The organism is Thiocapsa sp. (genome assembly GCF_022340925.1).
Taxonomy (GTDB): Bacteria; Pseudomonadota; Gammaproteobacteria; order Chromatiales; family Chromatiaceae; genus Thiocapsa.
In genome coordinates this window covers 1-23,714 of record NZ_JAJDNA010000054.1, presented here as the reverse complement: position 1 = coordinate 23,714, position 23,714 = coordinate 1, and the positions used below count along the sequence as shown (strand labels likewise).

Below are 23,714 nucleotides of genomic sequence, written 5' to 3'. Positions count from 1 at the left end.
GGGGGCACGGGAGCGCGGGCATCAGGCAGCACCGTAGATCGTCCGCGGGTCCTTCAGCACCGGCGCGACCTCGACCCATCGGCCGTCTCCATCGAGCTCGCGAAAGAAGCAATTGTGCCGCCCGGTGTGACAGGCGATTCCGCCCCGCTGCTCGACCTCAAGCAGGATCGCATCCCCGTCGCAGTCGAGGCGGATGGTATGCACGACCTGCTGGTGGCCCGATTCCTCACCCTTGTGCCAGAGCCGTCCGCGCGAGCGCGACCAGTAGACGGCATGACCGGTCTCGCGGGTCAGCTTCAGCGCCTCCGCGTTCATCCAGGCCATCATGAGGACCGTCCCGGTGCCGCGCTCCTGAGCGATCGCGGGCACCAGGCCGTGACTGTCCCACTTGATGGCGTCGAGCCAGTCTTGAGCCATGTTGAGTATCCTTGCCGCTGTCCCCGGCGCCGCCTCAGCGGGGATTCAGGCTGTCCGCGAGGCGTTGGCCCTCGGCGAAGTCGAGCGTCCCCTCATAGATGGCGCGACCGGTGATGGCCCCGACGATGCCACAGCTCGAGACCTCGGCGAGCGCGCGGACGTCATCGATCTCGGTGATGCCGCCTGAGGCGATCACCGGGATTCGAATGGCCCCGGCCAGCGCCCGGGTCGCCTCCACATTCGGCCCACTCATCATGCCGTCGCGGCCGATATCCGTATAGACGACGGCCGTGACGCCGACGTCCTCGAAGCGCTTTGCGAGCTCATCGGCCCGGTGCCCGGTGATCTTGGCCCAGCCCTCGATCGCAACCTGGCCGTCCCTTGCATCCAGCCCGACCATGATCTGCCCTGGAAACGACCGGCAGGCACGGGCCACGAACACAGGCTCCTTAACCGCTTGGGTGCCGATGATGCAGTAGGTGACGCCGGCACTCAGGTACGCCTCGATGGTGGCCTCGTCTCGAATGCCGCCTCCGACCTGGATCGGCAGCTCGGGAAAGGCCGCCGCGATGCCGCGAATGGCCTCGCCGTTGACCGGCTCACCGGCAAAGGCGCCATTCAGGTCGACCAGATGCAGGCGGCGCGCGCCTTCGCCGACCCAGCGGGCGGCGGTGTCCACCGGATCATCGGAGAAGACTGTCACCTCGTCCATCCTGCCTTGGCGCAGGCGCACACAGCGGCCATCCTTGAGGTCGATCGCGGGAATCAGCAGCATGGATCGTATTCCCTCGCTGTCGTGAAGGTGGAGTGGCGCCCTGCAGACAACGAGGACCACCGGGGTCGAGACTCACAGCGCACCCTTGGTGGATGGTGTGATCCCGGCCATTCGCGGATCCGGCTCCACGGCCATCCGCAATGCACGCCCGAACGCCTTGAAGATGGTCTCCGCCTGATGGTGTGCGTTCGAGCCCCGCAGATTGTCGATGTGCAGCGTCATGGCCGCGTGGTTCACCAACCCCTGGAAGAGCTCACCGAAGAGGTCGACATCGAATCCGCCGATCATGGCGCGGGAAAACCGGACATGAAAATCCAGCCCGGGTCGTCCCGACAGATCGATCACGACGCGCGACAAGGCCTCGTCCAGGGGGACATAGGCATGACCGTAACGGCGAATTCCCTGTTTGCCGCCAAGCGCGGTCGAAAGTGCCTGGCCGAGCGTGATGCCTACGTCCTCGACGGTGTGGTGAGCGTCGACATGCAGATCGCCCTGGGCCTGGATCTCGAGGTCGATGAGGCCGTGCCGAGCGACCTGATCCAGCATGTGATCGAGAAAGGGCAACCCAGTCTGGAGATCGGATCGACCGCAACCGTCCAGGTCCAGGGACACGCGGATCTGGGTCTCCAGGGTGTTGCGTTCGACCCGGGCCGTTCGATGGGGGGTCTCGGAAGTCATAGCGGATCGCGGGTCGTCTCCATCAGACTGTGCATTAAAACATAGCTGACGGAATCGGCGTTAGGACCATCGTTCGGCCGCATCTCCGAAGGCTCCGAAGCATGCATGACCTCGCGCGGCACACGGATGTGCCGCTCCATCCAGTCGCTCAAAATCACGCACCTCGCCCGGACCGTGCTCCAACGCCGCCAGTCCGCGCTCTGCTCCGCCAGCGCTGGCCAGTGGAAGGCAGGGCTCCCGGCCAGTCAGCACGCCATGACGACGACTGGCGGCGCCATGGACATCGACACCCTCCTCACTTCGCGCGGCGGGTCTGCACTGATGGCCTGGATGCGCAAAGTCCGACAGGCTCCTAGCTCTCCAGCCAGAAGGTGACGGGTCCGTCATTGATCAGACTGACCTGCATGTCCGCGCCGAACCGGCCGGTGGCCACACGCGAATGGGAGGCCGTGGCCCGGGCGACGACCTCGCCGAACCGGCGCTGACCTTCATCGGGTGGCGCGGCGGGCGTGAAGCTGGCGCGCGTGCCCTTCCGGGTGTCGGCGGCCAGCGTGAACTGAGGCACCAGGAGCAGCCCGCCGTCGATATCCCGCAGGCTGAGGTTCATGCGTCCGGCCGGGTCCGGGAACACCCGATAGTCGAGCACGCGCTCTGCGAGGCGCTCCGCGCGGGCCGGGGTGTCGCCGCGCTGCACGCCGACCAGGACCAGCAGTCCGCGCTCGATGGCCCCGACGGTCTCGCCCCCCACCTCCACCCGGGCCCGTGTCACGCGCTGCAGCAGAGCGATCAACCGAGCTCCCGTGCGAAGCGGTCGGTGGCCGCCACCAGGGCGGCGCGAATGCCGGGCTCGAACGCCGAGTGACCCGCGTCCGGGATCACCTGAAATTCCGCGCTGGGCCAGGCCTGATGCAGGTCCCAGGCGGACCGCATCGGGCAGATCGTGTCGTAGCGACCCTGGACGATGATACCGGGGACCCCCCTGATGCGATGCGCATCCGCGAGCAGCTGATCCGGTCGGAGAAAGGACCTGTGCATGAAGTAGTGGCACTCGATCCGCGCCAGGCTCAGCGCCACATGCGGGTCGGCGAAATGCGCCTCGACCTCGGGATTCGCTTTGAGGGTCGCCGTGCGCCCCTCCCAGACCGACCAGGCCTGGGCCGCCTCGAGACGCGCCGCCTCGTCCTCGCCGGTCAGCCGCCGGTGATAGGCCGAAAGCAGATCGGAATGCTCCTTCTCGGGGATCGGGGCGAGGAAGGATGCCCAGTAGTCCGGGTAGAGCCAGCTCGCGCCCTCCTGATAAAACCAGCGGATCTCCCGCTCACGGCACAGAAAGATCCCCCGGACCACCAGCGCCGTGACGCACTCGGGGTGGGTCTCCGCATAGGCGAGGGCGAGCGTCGAGCCCCAGGAGCCGCCAAAGACCAGCCAGCGCTCGATCCCAAGTCGCTCGCGGATCCGCTCGATGTCCGCGACGAGATCCCAAGTGGTATTGGCGACCAGTGAGGCATGGGGGAGCGAGCGCCCGCAGCCGCGCTGATCGAACAGGACCGCGCGATAGCGCCCGGGGTCAAAGAAACCGCGATGCGCCGGCTCGCAACCTGCGCCGGGGCCGCCGTGCAGGAAGAGCGCGGGGATGCCGTCCCGCCGTCCGCATTCTTCGACATAGAGCCGGTGATCGTGGTCCACGGCCAGCTCATGCGTGGCGAAAGGCTCGGGAGGGCGATAGAGATCGGGCATGCGAGTCTGGTGTTGGTTGGATGTCGGCGTCGGTTCCTGTCGGGACCCCAGCATTTTAGCCCACAACGCGACTTGCGCCGCCGGCGATCAGCGCTCGTAAGACGGGCGCTGAGACCATTCCCGGCCACAGATCGGCCGGCCCGGGCGCTGGCTCGCTTCCCCGCCTGCCCCGAGCCCGGCCGGTCACGCCGGCGGCGGTTTACCCGCGGTTGGCCCGCTTGCGCTCGTGCTCCTTGAGGAAGCGCTTGCGCACCCGGATCGCCTTGGGAGTGATCTCGACCAGCTCATCGTCCTCGATGAATTCCAGCGCCTGCTCGAGGGTCAACCTGATGGGCGGCGTCAGCAGGATATTCTCGTCGGACCCGGCGGCGCGGATGTTGGTCAGCTGCTTGGCCTTGAGCGGATTGACGGTGAGATCGTTGTCGCGCGAGTGGATGCCGACCACCTGCCCCTCATAGACCTCGTCACCGGGCGACACCATCATGCGCCCGCGTTCCTGGAGGTTGAAAAGGGCGTAACCGAGTGCCTTGCCAGTCGCGTTGGAGACGAGCGCGCCGTTGCGCCGCGGGGCGATGCCGCCCGGATTGGCCGGGCGGTAACGGTCGAAGACATGGTATTTGAGCCCGGTGCCCGAGGTCAGCGACATGAACTCGGTCTGGAAGCCGATCAGCCCCCGAGAGGGGATCTCGTAGTCGAGCCGCACCCGGCCTTTGCCGTCCGGGACCATATCCTTGAGCTCGCCGCGCCGCTCGCCGAGCGCCTGCATGATCGCCCCCTGGGAGCGCTCATCGAGATCGACGGTGAGCTGCTCGTAAGGCTCACAGACTTGCCCGTCAAGCTCGCGAAAGATGACCTCCGGGCGCGAGACGGCGAGCTCGTAGCCCTCGCGGCGCATGTTCTCTAGCAGGATCGAGAGATGCAGCTCGCCGCGTCCTGAGACCCGGAACTTCTCCGGATCGTTGCCCTCCTCGACACGCAGCGCAACATTATGGATGAGCTCGCGCTCGAGGCGGTCCTTGAGCTGGCGCGAGGTCAGATACTTGCCGTCGCGCCCGGCGAAGGGTGAGGTGTTGACCTGGAAGGTCATGGTCACGGTCGGCTCGTCGACGGTGAGCGGCGGCAGGGCCTCGGGATGGTCGGGGTGGCAGAGGGTATCGGAGACGTTGGGGGCCTCGATCCCGGTCAGGGCCACGATGTCGCCGGCCGAGGCCGCAGGCACCTCGTGGCGCTCCAGTCCCAGATAGCCGTAGACCAGGCCGACCTTGGCCTTGTGCGCGGTGCCGTCGCGTCTCACGACCAGGATCGGCTGGTTGGGCCGCACGCTGCCGTGGCGGATCCGCCCGACCGCGATCGCGCCCACGAACGAGCTGTAGTCGAGCGTCGAGACCTGCATCTGAAAGGGCGCGTCCGGATCGACCTCGGGGGCTGGGCAATGCTCGACGATCGCCTCGAGGAGCGGGGTCATATCGCCGGCGCGCACGTCGCTGGTGAGCCCCGCATACCCGTTAAGCGCGGAGGCATAGACGATTGGGAAGTCGAGCTGGGCATCGGTCGCGCCGAGACGGTCGAAGAGATCGAACACCTGATCGATGACCCAGTCCGGTCGCGCCCCCGGGCGGTCGATCTTGTTGACCACCACGATCGGGCGCAGGCCATGCGCGAACGCCTTGCTGGTCACGAATCGCGTCTGGGGCATCGGCCCTTCCTGAGCATCGACGAGCAAGAGCACCGAGTCCACCATCGAGAGCACCCGCTCGACCTCGCCTCCGAAATCGGCATGGCCCGGCGTGTCGACAATGTTGATGCGATAGTCGCGCCAGCGCAGCGCGGTGTTCTTCGAGAGGATGGTGATGCCACGCTCCCGCTCCAGCGCGTTGGAGTCCATCACCCGCTCGACCGGCCCGAAGCGCTCCCCGAGCGTTCCGGATTGCTGCAGCAGCTTGTCCACCAACGTGGTTTTGCCATGATCGACATGGGCGATGATGGCGATATTGCGTAACGTCTCGATCACGAGGGCGGCTCCGAAGCGGATGAAATCGACGGCGAGACAGCCGGCATCAGACTGCCTTGTAGATGTGTGCTCCCTCCTGACGGAACTCGTCGGCCTTCTCCTTCATGCCTTCCTCGATCGCCATCTGCAAATCGCCGAGCTGATGGGCGCGGGCGAAGTCTCGGACGTCCTGGGTGATCTTCATTGAGCAGAAATGCGGACCGCACATGGAGCAAAAGTGGGCGACCTTATGTGACTCGTGCGGCATGGTCTGGTCGTGGAACTCGCGGGCACGCTCGGGATCGAGGGAGAGGTTGAACTGGTCCTCCCAGCGGAACTCGAAACGCGCCTTTGAAAGTGCATTGTCGCGGATCTGGGCCCCGGGCAGCCCCTTGGCGAGATCCGCGCCATGCGCCGCGATCTTGTAGGTGACGATGCCGTCGCGGACGTCCTCCTTGTTGGGCAGGCCCAGGTGCTCCTTGGGCGTCACGTAGCAGAGCATGGCGGTGCCGTACCAACCGATGTTGGCCGCCCCGATGCCTGAGGTGATGTGGTCATAGGCGGGCGCGATGTCGGTGATCAGCGGGCCGAGGGTGTAGAAGGGCGCCTCGCAACAGTCCTTGAGCTCCTTGGTGACGTTCTCCTCGATCATCTGCAGCGGCACGTGGCCGGGGCCTTCGATCATGACCTGGACATCCTGCTCCCAGGCTTGGCGCGTCAGCTCACCCAAGGTCTCGAGCTCGGCGAACTGGGCGGCGTCGTTAGCGTCGGCGATCGAGCCCGGACGCAGCCCGTCGCCCAGGCTGAAGGAGACGTCATACGCCTTCATGATCTCGCAGATCTCGCCAAAGTGTGTGTAGAGGAAGTTCTCCCGGTGATGTGCGAGACACCACTTCGCCAAGATGGAGCCGCCGCGCGAAACGATGCCGGTCACACGATCCGCGGTAAGGGGCACATAGCGCAGCAGGACACCGGCGTGGATGGTGAAGTAGTCCACCCCCTGCTCGGCCTGCTCGATGAGGGTGTCGCGAAACATCTCCCAGGTCAGCTCCTCGGGCTGGCCGTCGACCTTCTCGAGTGCCTGATAGATTGGCACGGTGCCGATCGGCACGGGGGCATTGCGCAGGATCCACTCACGCGTCTCGTGGATGTTCTTGCCCGTGGAGAGGTCCATGAGGGTGTCGCCGCCCCAGCGCGCCGACCAAACCATCTTCTCCACCTCCTCCTCGATCGAGGAGGTGACGGCCGAGTTGCCGATGTTGGTGTTGACCTTCACTCGGAAGTTACGCCCGATGATCATGGGCTCCAGCTCCGGGTGGTTGATGTTGGCCGGGATGATGGCGCGCCCGCGGGCGACCTCGTCGCGGACGAATTCGGCAGTGATCATCTCCGGGAGGCTGGCGCCGAAAGATTGACCGCGGTGCTGGCGCAGGAGCTTCGTGTAGCGTGGATCGCGGTGCAGCTCATCCAGGCGCATGTTCTCGCGGATGGCGACGAACTCCATCTCGGGGGTGATGATCCCCTGTCGCGCGTAGTGCATCTGGGTGACGTTGCGCCCCGGCTTGGCCCGGCGCGGGGTGCGGATGTGTTGGAAACGCAGATGGGCCAGCCGCGGGTCGGACTGGCGCTCTCGCCCGAACGCGGAGCTCGGCCCCTTGAGCCGCTCGGTGTCGCCACGCTCTTGGATCCAGGCGCCGCGCAGATCGTGCAGGCCGGCAAGCAGATCGATCCGCGCTTCGGGGTCCGTATAAGGACCGGAGGTGTCATAGACATAAATCGGAGGATTCTCCTCGGCCCCCTCATTGGTCCGGGTCGGGGTCAGGGTGACCTCGCGCATCGGCACGCGCACGCCCGCGCGCGATCCCGTCACATAGACCTTTCGCGAGCTTGGAAAGGGACGAGTGACCTCTTCCGACAGCTTGGCGGTCTTCCGGACGAAGGCCTGCGGGATGGCGCTCATGTGGTGTCCTCTCAGTGGATACGGGCGCACGCGTGCGCTCGGGTCGATCCGGCCTTGTGTGCTGCGGCCTGAATCGGACGATGGCCAGTGCGATCCAGCGGGAAGAGCGGCGGGGCGATCGGGTTGGAAGGCGATCCCCATGCGAGGTGGCCGGAGGGATCGGCGGCTTGCGCGATTCCCGGCGCGGATCTCCTGACCTGGTCAGTGGATTGCCGAACCGGCGCGGTTCTGCGCGATCGCTCCACTCAGGACTGGCTTATCCGTCCTCGTCGCCTGCTTTCCTGCGCCGGCATGACCCGGATCAGGTTCGAAGGGTCTTTCTCAGCCCGTCGGGCGATTGCCGTATCCTTGAGGCTGTGCGCTGCCCATTGGATTGAGCGGGCATGCCTCTCGGCTGCAGGCTGGCTCGACGGGCACCCCCAGCAGCGTGAGACCCCGAAGCTAGCGAAAGACAGTGGGGATTTCAACCCGCTCGAGCTGGCGGGTGCCCTGTACCGGCCCAGGAGGCCCGGCGTTTGCCGGCGCCTCAGTGCCTGAAAATGGAATAGCAAAACGGGGGGTGCGATTCCTTCGTGTTCAATCGGACGGGGATCTGGCTCAGCCGCAAGCCGACCTGGTATCCTCTGCGCCCTCCCACGCGATTGCCCCGTTCGCCGCGGAGGATATGTCGCGAGGCCCTCAATGCCCAATCATGCCGGACGCTTGATCCTGACGCCGAGCGACCCGCACGCCCGCCCGGACCGGGATCGACTCATCGCGAGCTTGTCGCATCTGGGCTTCATCGGCATGCCGATCAGCAATCAAGACCATACCTTCCTCATCGGCCCAGGCTTCCTCGATCTGCTGGCCTTCACCGGTTGTGCCGTGTCCATCGCGAGCGAGCCCCGGGATGGCGCGGCCTTCTGCCACGTGCAGGTGCCGCCGCCCGCGAGCCGTCCGCTTCTGCTGTTCGGCCGGAACACCCGTCCACCGCGATGTCCGGGGTGTCGCGGTCGCTTGATCGATTGGCGGGCGGAGATCGAGCGATGGGGGCAGGATTCCGGCGCCCGCTTCACTTGCCCGAATTGCGGCCAGACCCGCCCGCCATGGCAATGGGACTGGAAACAGCAGGGCGGACTCGGTCGCCAGATCATCCGAGTGGAGGAGGTCTTCCCGGGCGAGGCCAGCCCGACAGCGGCGCTGCTCGACGGGCTCGAACGCGCCGGCGGATCGGCTTGGCATTACTTCTACATCCAGGACTGACCCGGGGACCGGACGGTCTACCCGCCGGGATCCGTCGCCTCAGCGACCGGGCCGGATGCGCGTCCGAATCCCCGTCTGCGGTGCGCGCGTCGACGCCTACTGGAGATCGGAGGGATCGCCGTGCGTCGCGAACTGCACGCCCTCCGGCAACGCGATGGTCATGCTGAGCGGAAGGTGGTCGGACAGGGCATAGTCGACGACGCGCGCCGCCACGACCTTGAGCGGCCGCGAGACAAGGATGTGGTCGAGGTTGTGCGTCGGCCGCCAGCTCGGGAAGGTCTTCAACTCGCAGTCCAGGCCGTGCAAGCCCGTCTGGCGGACCATCGACCTCAGCCCCTTCGAATCACATCCGCAATTGAAGTCGCCCATCAGGACGAGATAAGGATGTTGACGAGCCAGCGTCACCAGATACTCCAGCTGGCGCCGCCGCGCTCGCCAACCGAGGGCCAGATGCAGGATGGCCACGGCGAGCGTTTCCCGGTCGGAAAGGGCGAACTCGGCCACCACCACGCCGCGGCCGGGAAGACCGGGGAGCTTGTGCTCGGTGATCTGCCTCGGACGCAGGCGGCTCAGCAGACCGTTGCTGTGTTGCGCAAAGGGTCCGAGGTTTCGGTTGATTTGGCGATACCAATGCGGGAATGCACCGTGGCGCGCCAGGTACTGGATCTGATCGATGTAGGCGCTCCGCAGAGAGCCGGCATCGACCTCCTGGAGGCCCACCAGATCGAACTGGTGCAACAGCTGGGCGATTCGCGTCAGATTCGCCAGCCGCTCCGGGTGAGGGAGGATGTGCTTCCAGCTGTGGACCAGATAGTCACTGTATTGCCGCGAATAGATCCCCGCCTGGACGTTATAGCTCAGGAGCTTGAGTCGCTGCATGTGGACGGGATGCGCAGACAGCCCGAGGCGAGAACGCTCAGCGATTGCGTCGATGTCGGCCGATTGGACGCCAGGTCTCGTCACCGGTCTCCGTCCGTCGTTGAGCGGTCCTCTCTTGCCCCGAGCTGGATTAGCCACGAACGAGCCGATAACCGGGCAATCCCGGACCCATGGCTCAGTCAGCCATCCGACGGGCCGGGCCGGGCGGGTCGGGCACTGGCCTCGCTTGCCCACCGAACCCGGACCGGTCTGGGAGTCCGACCACGGAGGACCGGTCCCGACGCCTGCCGTTGTGGCGCTTGAATCAGTCGCTGAGTCCCTGGATGTACTGGGCGACCGCGGCGATCTCCTGATCACTGAGTCGCGCCGCGGCACCGCGCATCATGCCGTTCGGATCATTGGCCCGTAAGGCATCACGGAAGTGGGTCAGGGTCTGCTTCGTATAGTCGGCGTGCTGACCCGCGATGCGCGGGAACTTCGCGAGCGATTGCCCCTTGCCCGCCGGTCCGTGACAGCCGGCGCAGGCGGGGACGCCCGTTTCGGGATTGCCGCTGCGATAGACTGCCTCGCCCAGCTTCGCCAACGCGGGGTCGGCGGCCCCGGGCGCCTGGGCCTGGGTGGCATAGTAGGCCGCCAAGTCGACCACCTCCTGGTCGGTCAAGGGCATCGCCATCGGGGTCATTTGCTCGTTCGCCCGGTTGCCGGCCTTGAAATCCATCAGCTGCTTGTAGATGTATTCAGGATGCTGACCGGCCAGCTTCGGCCAGAGCGGGACGATGCTGTTACCCTGTGGGCCGTGGCAGGCCAGGCAGATGGTGCTCGCTTTCGCCTCGCCGGCCTGGGGGTCCCCAGCGGCGTGGACTGCACCGCTGACCAACGCCGTTGCCACGGAAACTGTCATTAGCCAATTCTTTACCATGGGAGATGCCTAGTTTGGTCGTGTTCGTGGCCGCGCCATCGCGCCAACAGGCGGCCTGATCAAGGGCGAAAATATCCGTCGCTGTATATCAGAAGTTCCGCATATTGGTCAAATCCAACGACCGGGCTCGCGGCTTCGGGAACGCGCTCGACGGACGCGTTGGAAGACAGGGCGAGCCACGGAAAATTCCCCACATGCGCTTGTATCGGCGACCTTGTAACCAGGTGCATTTTGGGGTGTTTCCGGACGCTGCAGGGTTCGATGCCGCGCAAACGACGCTTTGGCCACCCCCTGCAACCGGTCCTAATGCTGCATGTGCCGCATCTCGATCCGGCGCACAGGGGCCTGGACGGGCAGCCGGGTGCCTCCTTCAAAGATCAACGTGACGTCCACGACGTCACCCACGTCCAGCGGCTGCTTGAGACCAATCAGCATGACGTGCAGCCCACCGGGCTGGAGCGTGACGCTCTGCCCGGCCGGCAGCTCGATCTTCTCGATCCGACGCATCCGCATCATCCCGCCTTCCGCGACATGGGTGTGGAGCTCGACGACCTCGGAGACCCCGCTTTCGGCCGCCACCAATGCCTGATCCGCTCCTGAGCGGTTCTCCAGGGACATGAAGACGGCGCTGTTGGGCTGGCCGGGCGGCACCGCGCGCGCGTAAGGATCGCCGATGGAGATCTCGACACCCTGGGCCGCGATGGACAGGGTCGCAAGAACGGCCGCAGCAAGCAAGGCAGTCAAGTATCGGGGCATGGTGTGTCCTCTGGCGAGCGGGGTGGATGGGGTTTGCCGAATGCTCAACGCGCGCTGCCGCGAACAGGCGAGGCAGCGCCCAGCTGCTCACGGATGACCGCGGCGATCTCAGCCGACGGGGTGGCATGATCGAGCGTGCGCACGAGGCGGCCCTTGGGATCGACCACATAGCTGTAAGCCGAGTGATCGACCACATAGCCCAGGGCCGAATCCGGCAGCTCGGTGCGCCGGTATGCCGCGCCGTAGAGCCTGGCGACCTCGGCGATCCGCTCCGGCGTCCCGGTCAGACCCAGGATCCTCGGATGGAAATAGCCGCTATACTCGGCGACGCGCCGAGTCGAATCACGCTCGGGATCGACGCTGACGAAGAGAACTTGCACCCGCTCCTGCTCCTCGGGGGTCAGCATCCTAAGCGCGTTGGCGATCAGCACCAGGTTCGTGGGACAGATATCCGGGCACCAAGTGTAGCCGAAATAGATCAGCACGACCCGGCCTCTGAGATCCGCCAGATCCAAGGGACCGCTCGTCGAGTCGAGGACGAAGTCGCCGCCCGCCGGCGGCGCCGCAAGCTCAAGCCTTTGGTGATCGGACCCTGCCGGACCGGTCTCGACCGCTGCCGGATCCCAGTAAAACAGCAGCCACGCCAGCAGCCCAGCCAGGATCAGGATCACGGTGATCAACAGCTTCCGAGCCATGGCCGGGGACCCCTCCAGCGGAAATCGATCGCTCAATCTTCCTCGCAGGGGCGCGATTCGCCTTGACGCGCATCAATGGAACCGGGGACAAGGCGGCACCACCGGACATTCGCGCGCTACGACCCATGCCCTGCGTTATCCGACACATCTTAGCCCGGCGAGGGTGCTGCCTCGCCGTCAGCTTGCGGGTGATCGATGCGCCACTTGACCCACTGGTGGCGGTCCCGGACCCTCGAGCGCCAGCGTGCACGCGTCGATCCGGGCGACTGGGCGGCGGCCTGGGATACCCTTCCGCTGGTGGCGGACTTGACCGGGCCTGAGGCGCGACGCCTTGCCGATCTCGCGCTGACATTTCTGCGCGAGAAGCGCCTGGAGCCGGTGCAGGGGCTCCAGCTGAGCGAATCGATGCGATTCGTGATCGCCCTGGAAGCCTGCCTGCCGATCTTGGAGCTCGGTCTCGACTGGTATCGCGGCTGGTACGCCGTCATCGTCTACCCGGCGGAGTTTGTCCCCGAGCGAGAGGTCATGGGGGACGACGGGGTCGTCTGGATCGAGCACGAGGCCAAGAGCGGCGAGGCCTGGGAGCAGGGGCCGATCATCCTGTCCTGGAACGATGTTGAGGCCGGCCTGGAGCGGGACGGCTACAACGTCGTGATCCACGAGCTCGCCCATAAGATCGACATGCTCGACGGAGCAGCGAACGGCTGCCCGCCCCTGCACGCAGGGATGTCTCGGGAGGGGTGGTCGGATGCCTTCTCAGCCGCCTATGACGACCTCTGCCGGCGGGTGGACGCGGACGAGGAGACGCCCATCGACCCCTATGCCACCGAGTCGCCCGCGGAGTTTTTCGCGGTGGTCAGCGAGTGTTTTTTCGAGCTTCCCGATCTGCTTCGTGCCGAATACCCAAGGGTCTACCAGCAACTCAGGGCCTTCTACCGCCAGGATCCGGCAGCCCGCCTCAACGGCGCGCCGGGGGGCGTGAACGTCGGCACCGACCGCTGAAACGGCGTCGGTGAGCCAGATCCCGGCGAGCAGCAGCCAAGATCCGAAAAAGACCAGGCCCCTCCCCAGCCACGATGGACGCACGACGGACCCGATGCGTTACGGCTGCTCATCCCGCATCTCGCTGGCGCCCTCCCCGATCCGTTCCAGCAGATAAGGGAAAAAGGGATTCCAGGACAGGCGCACCAGCGAGTCGAGGCTCATGACCAGAACGCGGCGCTCGCCCCGGATCGCCAGCGCCCCGAGGTGGGCGCCGAAATCTTCGTTCGGATCCGGCTCCAACCCGTAGAGCGAGTCGCTGATCGGAAACGGCAGGGCGATGTGGGAGAGGGAGAAGACGTCGCGCGGATAGGTCAATCCGAGGTCGCGCACGCGCTCGCTCAGCTCGCCCGCCGCGGTCGTGCGCTCGACGACGTCGCTGCTGTCCGGGCTCGCGTTGGTGATGATCGTCGTCCGGTACGAGCGGGGCGCCGCGGGAAGGATACGGTCGATGGCGGTCTCCATGTCGGGCCGCATCAATGGACCGAATTTGGTGTTTCGATTGATGTCGAACAGGACCAGCTCGCTCCCGTTGGGGGGGAGCTGCGCGAATAGACCCGTGACGATCGCGCGCGTGCTCACCGTGAAGTCAGCCACGGACTGGAAGGTGATGATGGGTGGCAGCTCGTCGAGACGTCCCGCCCGCGCATAACGTGCGATCCGCGGCTGCAGGGCGCGGGTCAGGAGCGAGGACTGGCGTGCGCCGTTGACCGGAAACGAGTTGTACTTGAACGGATTGAACTCGGGGACGACACCGAGCCAGGCCGCTTTGGCGAATGCCGGAAAGACCGCGGGCAAGCCCGCGAGGCCGGCGAATCTGGCCATCTCGGTGATCCCGATCATCGGCGTGATCAGGATCAGGCGGTCCGCCTGCCGCAGAGCTGGGTCATCGACCGCGTCGAGCGCGTACTTCAGCGCGAGTGCCCCGCCGTTGGAGAATCCGACCAGGTGCAGCGGCACGGATGGGCCGGCGAGACGCAGCGCCGCGCGAACAGCCAGACGCGTCGCGGCGGACCAGTCCTGCCAATGCACGGTCGTCAAGCCGGCCGGCACGGTTCCGTGGCCCGGCAGCCGGATCCCGACGACGACATAGCCCGCGTCCCGATAATGCCTGCCGATATGCCGCAGGCTGTAAGGCGAGTCCGTCAGCCCGTGGAGCAGGACGACGGAACCCAGTGGATCACGTTCGGGCTCGAGAATGTAGGAGCTGTTCCAGTCGTGCGCGAAGCGGCTCGGATAGAGCGGGCTCCCATCGAAATAACGGTTGGATGGAATCTGGTGTTGCGGCTCGAGCCTGTCGGTGACCTCGGTCTGGACCGCTCGGAAGAGCGTCTGCTCGCGCTCGAGATAACGGACCCAATCGGCCTGATCGAGCTCCTCAGCGACCAGCTCCTCCGGTATGTAGGTGTGCCAGGGGGCCAGCGGGGCGCCGCGATGCGCGTCGTAGGCCCGCACGACGAGAAAGGTCACGGCGCCCGCGGCAAGCAGCTGCGCCGCCAACTTCAAGAGCCTGGCAATCCTCGCGCCCATTTCGCAGCCCTCCTTCGGCGCCATGATGAGCTTGGCGACCTGTGCACCCGCGCGCTCTTCGCCTCCGGGACGTCAGACCTCCGAGGCGTCGCGGACGCTCTCGAAGAGGTCGATGTCCCAGGCGACCAGATCGCGACGGATCGCGTCCGCACGCATCCGCGGCAGCAGGCGAGCCAAGTCCTCCCCGGCAACGACCCCCGCGAGATCCCCCGGCGACTCGCGCTCGTGCTCGAGTGCATGCCACGCCAGGATCGCGGCACCCACCGCGGTGGGATAAGAGATGTAGGTCGCTCCCGCGTAAGGGGTGCCGAGCAGGTCATGGTAGCGCAGGTAGCTCAACCCGACGGTCTCGATCGCAGTCTGGCGATCGTTGCGGACGACCTCCGAGACCCGAATCTCCGCGGCCGCGGCGAAATGCGCCCGGCGAATCGCCCCGTTGCGCAGGTACTCCTCGATGCGCCGCGGCTTGTTCATACCCGGCAGGATGGCGCGCACCATGGCCTCCACCGTCAGCTCGGGCTGATGCGGCAGGGTGCGTTTGGAGAGCAGGTTGAGTTGGAAGAGCGCCTTGACCAGCTCGACCTCGGATCCGCCCGTGTAGACCCCGATGGACTCGACACCCGGAAAGGACCGATGGAACGACAGGAGCTCCTCCTGATACAGCGGATACTGGCGGACCGGCTGAGGCTCCTTGGGAAAGGCGTAGTCGCGCGCGGCGCTGAAGGGCTCGAGCACCTGCATGCGGCCCTTGTTCAGAATCCGCGGCTGCTGCGCCAGCTCCTCGAGCGCGACGATCGGCGACCAGGAGAAGATGATCGAGTCTGAATCGATGTCCTCGAGCAGGTAGAGGTCGATGCTCTCGACCTCGAGGTCCTTGCGATCGGCGGCAAGCAGCTCATGCATGCGTCTGCCGACCAGAAAATTCGTGACACCGGGCGAGATACCCATATTGATGAGCGCTGCGATGCCGCGCTCGCGCAGCGCCTGCTCGTATTGGTATTGCGCGAAGGTCAAGGTGCGCTCGGTGGTCGCGTCGTACATGTCCGAGGCAAGGTCGACCGTGTGCGCACCGATGCGCAGCGCCAGGTCGATCATCGCCCCGTTGAACTCCGGCAGTGCCGCATTCACCAGCACCGACGCCTGCTTCAGCTCGGCCTCATGCTCGGGTGCAAGGGCGAAGATCGGGGCGAAGTCGGACACCCCGATGAAGTCGATCCGGTCAAACAGCCGCTCCGCGTGAAAGAGCGCATCGCGCGCCGCGTCGGGGTTGAGTACATAGACGACAAAGTGGACCGGGACCTCGTCACGCTCGGCCAGCTCCGAGAGGCAGATGAGCAGTGCGGATCCCACCGCACCCAGACCGAAGAAGACGATCCTCGCCGGCGCGAAGGCACCCGGGGCGCTCGAGCCGGCGGTGCTGGTGGCCGACAACCTGATCCTCCTTTTTGCAGACGCGGTAATTTGCCTCGTGGCGAGCGCGGGCTCGAAAGGGTAAGATGCTTCGGCACCGGCGCCCGGTGGCTCCGACGCCCGCAAGATACGCCGAAGCCACCCGACCGGCAAGCCGGCCTCTGCTGCATGGGGACCGTCGACGCCGTCCTCGGTGGCTGACTGTTCCAGGCGCTCGGACTGTCGATCGGCGTGGGGATCATCGGCGCCTTCGTTCCGGCCTTGGTCGGCGCGGTGGCCGTGCTGCTCTGATCGTCAAAGCGGTCAAGCGCGCCTGAGCCATGCAGATGCGAATCCGAGCCTGGTTGCTGCTGTGTCTGGCACTGATTGCCGGAAGCCTCGTGAAAGCGCAGCGCGCGGACGCGCCCGGGTCGGATGCGATGACGCCGCCGGACGCGCAGACGGCGCTGGCCGCGACCGTGCTGGGCGAGGAGGTGCGCACTGGCGACGCCGGCGAAATGCAGCAGATCGTGTTGACCGAGCTGTTCGACCGCTACGCCGAGCTGCACGGCGTCGAGGTCAGCGACGCGGAGATCGAGACTCATGTCGAGGCCATGCAGCGCGGCATGCGCGCCAAGGGCCTGACCGCGGAGGACGAGCTGCCGCCGGAGGAGGCCGCCCAGGTCGAGCAGATGGGCCGCGCCATGATTCGTCAGTGGAAGCTGAACCGAGCGCTCTAAGAGCAATACGGCCGCCGCATCATCTTTCAGCAGCTCGGCCCCGAGCCGCTTGACGCCTACCGCCAGTACCTCGAGGAGCGGCAGGCCTCCGGCGACTTCGAGATCCACGACAAGTTCTTCGAAGAGCAGTTCTGGCGGCACTTCACCGACGACTCGATGCACTCCTTCTTCGAGCCGGGCAGCAAGGCGGAGGCGCAAGCGGTCGCGACACCGCCGCGGGAGCGCTCGGCCGAGGCGCAATAGAACAGCGGTTGCCGGGCCCCTGCAACCGGGCCCTCGATCTCGCGGGCGTCGAGTGCCGGATAGCTGCGGGGCTCTTGGAAGAGAAACAGGTGGTAGAGAAACAGGAGACAAAATATGAGTTTTTTCGGAAAGATTCTCGACAAGCTCGGGTTGTCGGAAGCTGAAGCCGCGCCCGTCGCCGGGCACGAGACGCCTGCCGCTGCGACGCCCGGCGCAGCGGCCCCGCCAGCGTCCGAATCCGAGGCGCCGGCCAAGCCGTCACCGGCCCAGGTGTCGGTGGTGGACGTGAAGGCGCAGCTGGAGGAGCTCGCCGCGGCCAACCCGCAGGAGCTGAACTGGAAGCGCTCGATCGTCGACTTGTTGAAGCTGCTCGATATCGATAGCAGCTACGCGGCGCGCAAGGAGCTGGCGACTGAGCTCGGCTGCCCCACGGAGCTCATGAGCGATTCCGCCCAGATGAACATGTGGCTGCACAAAACGGTATTGCAGAAGATCGCGGACAACGGCGGCAATATCCCGGCCGAGCTGCTCGACTGACGCGCGCGGGCGGAGCATTGCTCCGCTTAGCGACCGTTGATGTTCGATATCCAGTTAGAGCGCAAGGGCGGGATCGATAGGCTGCTCCCCGATGCGTGGATGGAACAACGACTCATCGAAGACGGGCGTGCTCGGGCATGGGTGCGTCAGCCGTTGGCTGAGCCGTGCCAATCCGGATCGAGACCGAAGCCCGCCTTGAAGGGATTCTCCAGACGCAACGTGCCGACCGTCCGGCCGTGCTGCATGTCCTCGATAAGGAGTCGGATCACTCCGGCGGCTCGAGCCGCCTGCACCAGCATGGCGTCCCACAAGGCGAACGCATGCCCGCTCTTGGAACGCATCGCCTCTATCACCGCGGAAAAGGCCCGCAAGCGGGCCGTTAACGCTGTTTCTAAGCGGCGGCTGCCTGACTTGAGCGATCGTCGCGAGCCGAGTGGGAGAGCGAGGACAGATTCGACCGATGTTGAGGCGCATAGTGGGCCTATGTGACGCGAAATCGGGCCGATCTGGGGCGCTCTACCGACGGGGCAGTCGATCAGTCTCAAGTCCGACAGGCTGCTCCTAGGCTTGGACTTGGGCGCCACCGTACTCGGGTGAGCCTTCCATGACCCGGAACAGCAGCCAAAGGCTGAAAATCAAGACAAACACCTCAGCCGTCAGCGTGAAGACCAGCGACAACAGGCTGATCATATCGACGGCCGAGACCCAGCTTGAGGGTCCCAAACCCGTGGTCTGGATGACCGGCACACCCGCCTGCGGGGCCGAAAGGAAATAGAAGAGCAGATGTCCCAGCTCCACGAACATCACGATGATCGTGAACAGGATCGCCAGGCTGCTGGCGACAACGCCGATCCAGACGGCGCGTGTGAGCTGTGTTTCGGCGGGGCGCAGCGCCGGGTCGGCGATGCGTTGTCCGATGCGGGTGTAGCGGTAGAACCAGAAGGTGGTGAAGACCATCAGCAGCAGATCGGCGAAAGTCAGATACTCGACGATCGGCAGGCCCATGCGCGGGCCGCTCGGGGACTGCGCGAACACGATCAGGTAGCCCATCAGCACGACCGGCAGCGCACCCACCATGACCTGGATCCAGAACCCCGTCCACCCCAGGCGTTTGAAGGAGCCGGCGAGACTGAAGCGCGGCAGTGTCCGAAGCTTCTCGATCATTTCTTTCAGCATGGTCATTCACTCCTTAACAGGCTGGGGTTGGCGTTCGAAGACCCACGGGCCGGCGGTCGGGAGGAGCGGGAGCCGCAAGACAGGACGGGGCTCGATCGCACCCCTGAAGGGGAGCCGGGAGCAACGAGGCCCGGCGGCGCCGGGGATGGACCGGACGAGATCGCGCCGCGAGCTTTCTGCTCGCCCATGACCGAAGACCATCCGTGGCGGCGTTCCGAAGGACCCTAAAGATCTGAGGTCCAGCTCAGGGTAAAACCGCTCAAGCGGCGCGGGCAAAGGATAGCCGTGCCGCTGGACTGTCGCAAGGCGTTTGTGGTCGCCGGCCCTGGGTGCCCTCTCGCCTCTTCGCCTGGGGAGCGCGGCCGCGTGACATGCATCCGGAGCCTGAACGACCAAGCCCACCGCCGGTGCCTCGCAGTGCCGGCGTCCGCCGCGCCCCACCGTCTCAGCCCTCCGCCTCCCTCTGCACCCGATGCTTCGCGGAGATGAACGCGCTGTGAGGCACATGGAGGAGATCCGCGACCTTACGCACCAGATACTCCTCGTGCTTGCACAGGCGCTCGTCGGCGTAGGCGACACGCCAGAGCTGCTCGACCAGAGCGATCCGTTCGGCCGCGCCGAAATGCGCCTTGATCAGCGAGGTGAACTGGTGGTAGTCGGTCGCCTCCAGCCGCTCGGCCTCCGCGCAGTCGATCAGCCCGTCGGCCTCCTCCGGCGATAGCTCGAAGCGCTCGTGGACTGCCCTCAACACCGCGTCGTGCTCCTCCGGCTTCAGCGTCTCGTCCATGTGGGCCATTTCCAACAGCAGGGCCGCCGCCGCGCACTGGACCGCATGCCCGGGCGCGGCGGCGGCCGCCGGGTCGGTTGTCATGAATTCATCGAAGAAGCGACGGATACCGCTCAACATGGCTGGCTCCCGGATCACTGGTGCTCGCACTGGGCTGCACGCATCAGCGCCGCTATCATTGCATATCGATTGGGCTCGATCGACTCCAAAAATGTCGGGGTTTGGGCGCGCCATCAGCGCTCGCAGGGCCCGCAGCGATGGGCACCTGACGGGTCTTGTACGCGGCTTGGAGAGACGGGACACTGCTCGCCGCCGTGCTCCGGGGCTGAAATCCCGAGGCACAGGTAACCCGTCCTGAGCCGGCCCAACCGTGTGCCGGTCGTGGCGGTGGGGCGATCTCTGCGGAGTCGCACGGACACGCCGGGAGTCGACATGCATTCGGTCCAGCTCGATGTCCGCCGCGGAGAGAGGCATGCGCACGCCAAGCGACGAGGAGCACGTCAACCTACCGACCGCACGCGAGGATGCCGAGCGCGCCGCCGAGGCCCGCTCGACGCCCCAGACCCGTTCGGCGGCCTATCGTCTGGCCTACACCGACGTCGACTTCCTGATGCGCGACGAGGCCCGGCCCGTGCGCCTGCAGCTCGAGCTCCTGAAGCCCGAGCTGGAGCTGCAGGACCAGGGGATCGAGTCCACGATCGTGGTGTTCGGCAGTGCGCGGATCCCGGATCCCGCGACCGCATCGAGGAGACTGGCCGAGGCCGAGCGGGCGCTGGTCGCGGCACCTCAGGATCCGGACGCCCGCCGGGCGGTGCGGCGCTGGCGTCACGCGCTCGAGCGCTCGTGCTACTACGAGGAGGCGCGCCGCTTCGCGCGGATCGTCTCCGAGCAGGAGCAGGACGATCTGGCGCGCCGCTTCGTGATCGTCACAGGCGGGGGCCCCGGCATCATGGAAGCGGCCAACCGGGGTGCCGCCGACGCCGACGCCGTCTCGATCGGCCTGAACATCACGCTGCCGCATGAGCAGGTTCCCAATCCCTATATCTCCCCGGAGCTGTCGTTCCAGTTTCACTATTTCGCCCTGCGCAAGATGCACTTCTTGATGCGCGCCAGGGCGCTCGTCGTGTTCCCCGGCGGCTTCGGCACCTTCGACGAGCTCTTCGAGACGCTCTGTCTGATCCAGACGCAGAAGATCAGGCCGATGCCCGTCATGCTGTTCGGCCGGGCCTTCTGGGAGCGCGTGATCGACTTCCAGGCGATGGTCGAGGAGGGCGTGATCAGCGAGAGCGATCTCGAGCTCTTCAGTTTTGTCGAACGTGCGGAGGATGCCTGGGCGCGCATCAGCGCGCACTACGCCGAGCGCGCGCGCCTGGAGCGCCAGACGGCGCGCGGCCCCGGAGGCGCTTGAGGGGATCGGGTGTCACCGGCATTCCGGGACCCAATCGCGATCGGTGATGGGCGCCACGTCGTCGACGGGGCGGAGGATCGCGCATCGGGCCGGCTCGGTGGGCATCGCATCCGGCAGCGTCCAGCTGCCGGAGAGCCTATCGGCGGTCCATGGCCGGTCGAGACGCCGGACGGCTGGTCCTCGCCTCGCTGACACCATCAAAATCGGCGCACGAGCCTGTCGGACTGAGTGGGATCGAAGCGAGGGAGTGGGAGAGCGAGGTCATTGCGTTCCGTTTGTGAGGCGCAGAGTGAGGGCGACAGAACGAAAAAGCGGGGCGACATGGACCCTTGTCCCGCTTCCGCAGCCGATTCATCCTCAGTCCGACAGGCTCCTAGACCCGCTTCTGTTTCGGCCGGGCGCCCTCACCTTGCGTGGGTCCGTCGGGCTGCTCCCAGGGAAACCGGGGCAGCTTGTAGAAGGCCTGGCGAAGGCTGTCGGCCCAGCTCCTTGTAATGGCGTCCAGCTCGGGGGAGTCCGCGTCCAGTCGGAGCCGCTGAGACGTGGTCAGGGTATCGCGTGGGCAGATCGCGACCTCGAAGGGCGGACCCACGGTCAGGTTGGAGCGAGCTGTCGCGAGGAGTGAGACCAGGCAGACCCGCGCGCCGTCGTCGAGCGACAGTCCAGGGTAGACGATCTGATCGAGGGGCGGCTTCCCGTACTTGCTCTCGCCGATCTGCAGGAACGGGGTCTCGGGTGTTGCCGCGATGGCATTGCCTTGCGGATAGACCATGAAGAGGCCGTGCGGTTGGCCGGCGATCTGCCCGCCCAGGATGAAGGTGGCCTCCACACTCGCGCCGGCCTGCCGCAACGCCGGCCCGTACTCGTTCTGAACCGCGAGATTGACCTGGCCGACATAGCTCGCCGCCTCGAACAGGTAGCTCACGCTCGCGAGCGTGACGGCGGGTGCAGGCTGGACGGGACTTGGGTTCGTCGCCTGGTCCAAGTCGCGCCGAATACGGTTCAGCACCTCCTGCGTCGTCGCGAGATTGCCGGCAGCGAGCAGGATGAACATGCGGTCCGGCGCCGGGCGAAAGAGATGCAGTTTGCTGTATGAGGAGATGTAATCGACGCCCGCATTGGTGCGGGAGTCGGCGGCCATCACGAGGCCCCCGTCGAGGCAGAGTCCGACGCAATAGGTCATTGGGGCGAGCCTCCGTCGAGCTGAACCAGCGGGGATCAGGGGCTCCTGCGACGCCCGCCGCGCTGCAGCAGTGTCAGAGGGTCCGAGTGGCGCGCGGCGACCCTCGGGGCCTTTCCGGCGAGGGGGCCGGGAGCGGACCCGGCAATGCCGGTCCGCGCGGCCATTGTGCGCCAGGCTGCGCCGACCGGCCAATTGGGTTCATCGATCGACGAAGCACACCATCGCAGTTTCACGGATCTCTGGTCGACGCGGTCGAGCTGTCTGCACGGGCGGGCTGGTCGGCTGCGGATCGTTCTCGGCGACCCGCCGTTCTACCTGTTATGGTCAGGAATCGAGCGGACCATCGGGCCTGAGCTGAAACTCGAGCGCCGAGGTCATGAATTCGAAGGTTCGGCGACGCTGACGGCTGGCGATGCACTCCAGAGCGGCGATCTCCGCGACATAGGGCCGGACCGGGCCATGGTAGTCCACCTCCGGCCCGATGGGGGTAAAGACAAACCCACGCCGTTTCAGCATGACATGGAGACCGCGTTCCATCGCCACCACCCAGTGGGTGATGCCGCGGCGTTTGCTTTCTTGGTAGATCAGCCGAAAGATCCCGGCCACCATTTCCGGTGCGTCCGCCAGGGGCGGCAACACCGGGGTGGGGGAACGGTCGAAGCTTGACCGATCGGCGCGGGGGGGGCCCCCGTAGACGCCGTCTCCGGCGCGGCGCCGAAAACAGCGGGGTACAGCCAAGCGCGAGATCTCCGCATAGCGCCGCCGCGACGGATACTGGGGGTCGGACAGGAATTGGTACCGGGGATCCAGCTTGCAATGCGGCTGGAAGGGCAGCCCCAGAGGGCCGTTGAAGACGAGGCGCGCCGTCCCCGCCGGCTCGCCGTCGATATGGCGCGCCAGAAAATGCAGGGCGTGGGCGTCGTAGCAGTCGCTCTCTTCCTGGTCCGGATAGTCCTTGGGGCTCAGGAAGCCGCGCTCGATGCAGAAGACCTGGTAACGGAGCCGGCAGCTCTCGCGGATGCCGTCAGGACCGGCGACGCGGCGGAAGGTGAAGTAGCCCTGGGGCATTCCCGCTGAAGGCGGGCGGGCCAGGATGTCGGCCGGTCCTGCGTGGAGCGATAGCATGACGGTGGTCCGTTACGTTAGGGCTGACGGTAACCCGCACGCCGCGATTGTCCTAGAGATCGGCTCCAGTCACCGACGTTCGGCGGAGCGACCGGAGCGGATCTCGCTGCAACACGTCGGGGACGCGACGGCCCCGCGCTGACGCCCTGCTCGGTGCCGGTCGAAGGCCATGGCGCGCAAGGCGTACACGACGGGACCCGAGCGGGCAGATTATTTTTGTTAAATCAACAATAAACCTCATCCGGACTAGCCCGCTTGACATCCCGCGCCAATGTCGTTGACTCGGGGCGCCATTCGTCAGCAGCAGCCTGGGGCAGCCCCGCTGCTCAGGGGCAGGCAGCCTCGCGAAACCGGCTCGGGGATCGACCGGTCCAGCGCCTGTAAGCGCGGGAGAAGCTGGACAGCTCGGAGAAACCCAGCAGAAAGGTGATCTCAGCCAGGGAGCGCCCGGGATCGGCCAGGTACTGGGCCGCAAGCTCTCGCCGGACCGATTCCAGCAACCACTTG

The 23,714-nt window shown here is 66.1% G+C and carries 24 protein-coding genes and 1 riboswitch; of the genes, 5 read left to right on the top strand and 19 right to left on the bottom strand.

The features are described 5' to 3' along the window. Positions 1-21: 21 nt before the first annotated feature. The 7 genes from hisI to thiC form a co-directional block, all read right to left on the bottom strand. Positions 22-417 carry a phosphoribosyl-AMP cyclohydrolase gene (hisI, locus tag LJE61_RS07360; protein WP_296910412.1) on the bottom strand — a complete coding sequence of 132 codons (396 nt, stop codon included), beginning with the start codon at positions 415-417 and terminating at the stop codon, positions 22-24. Positions 418-451: 34 nt separating this feature from the next. Then, positions 452-1,192: a 1-(5-phosphoribosyl)-5-[(5-phosphoribosylamino)methylideneamino]imidazole-4-carboxamide isomerase gene (gene hisA / locus LJE61_RS07355; RefSeq protein ID WP_296910410.1), complete on the bottom strand. Its 741-nt coding sequence runs from the start codon at positions 1,190-1,192 to the stop codon at positions 452-454. Between the two features lie 72 nt (positions 1,193-1,264). Beyond that, positions 1,265-1,870, bottom strand: a complete 606-nt coding sequence (hisB, locus tag LJE61_RS07350; protein WP_296910408.1) for an imidazoleglycerol-phosphate dehydratase HisB — start codon at positions 1,868-1,870, stop codon at positions 1,265-1,267. Between the two features lie 352 nt (positions 1,871-2,222). Further along, positions 2,223-2,660 (bottom strand): D-aminoacyl-tRNA deacylase, encoded by a 438-nt coding sequence (gene dtd, locus LJE61_RS07345; protein ID WP_296910406.1) that lies wholly within the window; start codon positions 2,658-2,660, stop codon positions 2,223-2,225. Further along, positions 2,657-3,607: a prolyl aminopeptidase gene (pip, locus tag LJE61_RS07340; protein ID WP_296910404.1), complete on the bottom strand. Its 951-nt coding sequence runs from the start codon at positions 3,605-3,607 to the stop codon at positions 2,657-2,659. Before pip ends, dtd begins: the two co-directional genes overlap by 4 nt. 199 nt (positions 3,608-3,806) lie before the next feature. Next, complete coding sequence (gene typA, locus LJE61_RS07335) at positions 3,807-5,618, bottom strand: translational GTPase TypA (protein ID WP_296910401.1); 1,812 nt, start codon at positions 5,616-5,618, stop codon at positions 3,807-3,809. Between the two features lie 46 nt (positions 5,619-5,664). After that, complete coding sequence (thiC, locus tag LJE61_RS07330) at positions 5,665-7,557, bottom strand: phosphomethylpyrimidine synthase ThiC (RefSeq protein ID WP_296910399.1); 1,893 nt, start codon at positions 7,555-7,557, stop codon at positions 5,665-5,667. A 261-nt stretch (positions 7,558-7,818) separates the two neighbouring features. After that, positions 7,819-7,988, bottom strand: a riboswitch (TPP riboswitch). A gap of 250 nt (positions 7,989-8,238) precedes the next feature. Between thiC and LJE61_RS07325 the strand changes: the two genes are divergently transcribed. Beyond that, positions 8,239-8,799 carry a hypothetical protein gene (locus LJE61_RS07325; protein ID WP_296910397.1) on the top strand — a complete coding sequence of 187 codons (561 nt, stop codon included), beginning with the start codon at positions 8,239-8,241 and terminating at the stop codon, positions 8,797-8,799. Between the two features lie 96 nt (positions 8,800-8,895). Here the strand turns inward: LJE61_RS07325 and LJE61_RS07320 are convergent, their stop codons facing one another. From LJE61_RS07320 to LJE61_RS07305, 4 genes are all read right to left on the bottom strand, one after another. Continuing rightward, on the bottom strand, positions 8,896-9,678 hold the full coding sequence (locus tag LJE61_RS07320; RefSeq protein ID WP_296910395.1) for an endonuclease/exonuclease/phosphatase family protein: 783 nt from the start codon (positions 9,676-9,678) through the stop codon (positions 8,896-8,898). Positions 9,679-9,982: 304 nt separating this feature from the next. Continuing rightward, positions 9,983-10,597, bottom strand: a complete 615-nt coding sequence (locus tag LJE61_RS07315; protein WP_296910393.1) for a c-type cytochrome — start codon at positions 10,595-10,597, stop codon at positions 9,983-9,985. 303 nt (positions 10,598-10,900) lie between these two features. After that, complete coding sequence (locus LJE61_RS07310) at positions 10,901-11,353, bottom strand: copper chaperone PCu(A)C (protein WP_296910390.1); 453 nt, start codon at positions 11,351-11,353, stop codon at positions 10,901-10,903. A 44-nt stretch (positions 11,354-11,397) separates the two neighbouring features. Next, positions 11,398-12,048, bottom strand: a complete 651-nt coding sequence (locus LJE61_RS07305) for an SCO family protein (RefSeq protein ID WP_296910389.1) — start codon at positions 12,046-12,048, stop codon at positions 11,398-11,400. 195 nt (positions 12,049-12,243) lie between these two features. Here LJE61_RS07305 and LJE61_RS07300 point away from each other — a divergent pair, with 195 nt between their 5' ends. Beyond that, on the top strand, positions 12,244-13,050 hold the full coding sequence (locus tag LJE61_RS07300; RefSeq protein WP_296910385.1) for a M90 family metallopeptidase: 807 nt from the start codon (positions 12,244-12,246) through the stop codon (positions 13,048-13,050). Between the two features lie 99 nt (positions 13,051-13,149). On the opposite strand, the gene LJE61_RS07295 is transcribed toward LJE61_RS07300, so the two are convergent. Together LJE61_RS07295 and LJE61_RS07290 are read right to left on the bottom strand one after the other, a co-directional pair. After that, positions 13,150-14,619 (bottom strand): alpha/beta hydrolase, encoded by a 1,470-nt coding sequence (locus LJE61_RS07295; RefSeq protein ID WP_296910383.1) that lies wholly within the window; start codon positions 14,617-14,619, stop codon positions 13,150-13,152. A 72-nt stretch (positions 14,620-14,691) separates the two neighbouring features. After that, entirely contained in the window at positions 14,692-16,050 is a 1,359-nt protein-coding gene (locus tag LJE61_RS07290) for a saccharopine dehydrogenase family protein (RefSeq protein ID WP_296910381.1), read from the bottom strand. Between the two features lie 323 nt (positions 16,051-16,373). Between LJE61_RS07290 and LJE61_RS07285 the strand changes: the two genes are divergently transcribed. Then, positions 16,374-16,748: a hypothetical protein gene (locus tag LJE61_RS07285; RefSeq protein ID WP_296917898.1), complete on the top strand. Its 375-nt coding sequence runs from the start codon at positions 16,374-16,376 to the stop codon at positions 16,746-16,748. A gap of 357 nt (positions 16,749-17,105) precedes the next feature. Beyond that, a complete protein-coding gene (locus LJE61_RS07280) occupies positions 17,106-17,528 on the top strand; it encodes a DUF3597 domain-containing protein (RefSeq protein WP_296910378.1) in 423 nt (140 codons plus the stop codon). 146 nt (positions 17,529-17,674) lie between these two features. Here the strand turns inward: LJE61_RS07280 and LJE61_RS07275 are convergent, their stop codons facing one another. The 3 genes from LJE61_RS07275 to LJE61_RS07265 form a co-directional block, all read right to left on the bottom strand. Next, positions 17,675-17,869 carry a PIN domain-containing protein gene (locus LJE61_RS07275; RefSeq protein WP_296910376.1) on the bottom strand — a complete coding sequence of 65 codons (195 nt, stop codon included), beginning with the start codon at positions 17,867-17,869 and terminating at the stop codon, positions 17,675-17,677. A 220-nt stretch (positions 17,870-18,089) separates the two neighbouring features. Next, a complete protein-coding gene (locus LJE61_RS07270) occupies positions 18,090-18,704 on the bottom strand; it encodes a DUF3611 family protein (protein WP_296910374.1) in 615 nt (204 codons plus the stop codon). A gap of 445 nt (positions 18,705-19,149) precedes the next feature. Further along, positions 19,150-19,611, bottom strand: coding sequence for a tellurite resistance TerB family protein (locus LJE61_RS07265; RefSeq protein ID WP_296910371.1), 462 nt, complete (start codon positions 19,609-19,611; stop codon positions 19,150-19,152). Between the two features lie 352 nt (positions 19,612-19,963). Here LJE61_RS07265 and LJE61_RS07260 point away from each other — a divergent pair, with 352 nt between their 5' ends. Continuing rightward, entirely contained in the window at positions 19,964-20,899 is a 936-nt protein-coding gene (locus tag LJE61_RS07260; RefSeq protein ID WP_296910369.1) for an LOG family protein, read from the top strand. Between the two features lie 373 nt (positions 20,900-21,272). On the opposite strand, the gene LJE61_RS07255 is transcribed toward LJE61_RS07260, so the two are convergent. The 3 genes from LJE61_RS07255 to LJE61_RS07245 form a co-directional block, all read right to left on the bottom strand. Continuing rightward, complete coding sequence (locus tag LJE61_RS07255; RefSeq protein ID WP_296910367.1) at positions 21,273-22,082, bottom strand: proteasome-type protease; 810 nt, start codon at positions 22,080-22,082, stop codon at positions 21,273-21,275. A 324-nt stretch (positions 22,083-22,406) separates the two neighbouring features. After that, positions 22,407-23,207: a PEP-CTERM/exosortase system-associated acyltransferase gene (locus LJE61_RS07250; RefSeq protein WP_296910365.1), complete on the bottom strand. Its 801-nt coding sequence runs from the start codon at positions 23,205-23,207 to the stop codon at positions 22,407-22,409. A gap of 326 nt (positions 23,208-23,533) precedes the next feature. Beyond that, positions 23,534-23,714: helix-turn-helix domain-containing protein (locus tag LJE61_RS07245; protein WP_296910363.1), on the bottom strand; the 181-nt coding region annotated here is incomplete at its 5' end.

Excerpts from the sequence above, each read along its gene's own strand:
- hisI (WP_296910412.1), bottom strand. The coding sequence starts at position 417 with ATGGCTCAAGACTGGCTCGACGCCATCAAGTGGGACAGTCACGGCCTG.
- hisA (WP_296910410.1), bottom strand. The coding sequence starts at position 1,192 with ATGCTGCTGATTCCCGCGATCGACCTCAAGGATGGCCGCTGTGTGCGC.
- hisB (WP_296910408.1), bottom strand. The coding sequence starts at position 1,870 with ATGACTTCCGAGACCCCCCATCGAACGGCCCGGGTCGAACGCAACACC.
- pip (WP_296910404.1), bottom strand. The coding sequence starts at position 3,607 with ATGCCCGATCTCTATCGCCCTCCCGAGCCTTTCGCCACGCATGAGCTG.
- thiC (WP_296910399.1), bottom strand. The coding sequence starts at position 7,557 with ATGAGCGCCATCCCGCAGGCCTTCGTCCGGAAGACCGCCAAGCTGTCG.
- LJE61_RS07325 (WP_296910397.1), top strand. The coding sequence starts at position 8,239 with ATGCCCAATCATGCCGGACGCTTGATCCTGACGCCGAGCGACCCGCAC.
- LJE61_RS07320 (WP_296910395.1), bottom strand. The coding sequence starts at position 9,678 with ATGCAGCGACTCAAGCTCCTGAGCTATAACGTCCAGGCGGGGATCTAT.
- LJE61_RS07315 (WP_296910393.1), bottom strand. The coding sequence starts at position 10,597 with ATGGTAAAGAATTGGCTAATGACAGTTTCCGTGGCAACGGCGTTGGTC.
- LJE61_RS07310 (WP_296910390.1), bottom strand. The coding sequence starts at position 11,353 with ATGCCCCGATACTTGACTGCCTTGCTTGCTGCGGCCGTTCTTGCGACC.
- LJE61_RS07305 (WP_296910389.1), bottom strand. The coding sequence starts at position 12,048 with ATGGCTCGGAAGCTGTTGATCACCGTGATCCTGATCCTGGCTGGGCTG.
- LJE61_RS07300 (WP_296910385.1), top strand. The coding sequence starts at position 12,244 with ATGCGCCACTTGACCCACTGGTGGCGGTCCCGGACCCTCGAGCGCCAG.
- LJE61_RS07295 (WP_296910383.1), bottom strand. The coding sequence starts at position 14,619 with ATGGGCGCGAGGATTGCCAGGCTCTTGAAGTTGGCGGCGCAGCTGCTT.
- LJE61_RS07280 (WP_296910378.1), top strand. The coding sequence starts at position 17,106 with ATGAGTTTTTTCGGAAAGATTCTCGACAAGCTCGGGTTGTCGGAAGCT.
- LJE61_RS07275 (WP_296910376.1), bottom strand. The coding sequence starts at position 17,869 with ATGCGTTCCAAGAGCGGGCATGCGTTCGCCTTGTGGGACGCCATGCTG.
- LJE61_RS07270 (WP_296910374.1), bottom strand. The coding sequence starts at position 18,704 with ATGCTGAAAGAAATGATCGAGAAGCTTCGGACACTGCCGCGCTTCAGT.
- LJE61_RS07265 (WP_296910371.1), bottom strand. The coding sequence starts at position 19,611 with ATGTTGAGCGGTATCCGTCGCTTCTTCGATGAATTCATGACAACCGAC.
- LJE61_RS07260 (WP_296910369.1), top strand. The coding sequence starts at position 19,964 with ATGCGCACGCCAAGCGACGAGGAGCACGTCAACCTACCGACCGCACGC.
- LJE61_RS07255 (WP_296910367.1), bottom strand. The coding sequence starts at position 22,082 with ATGACCTATTGCGTCGGACTCTGCCTCGACGGGGGCCTCGTGATGGCC.
- LJE61_RS07250 (WP_296910365.1), bottom strand. The coding sequence starts at position 23,207 with ATGCTATCGCTCCACGCAGGACCGGCCGACATCCTGGCCCGCCCGCCT.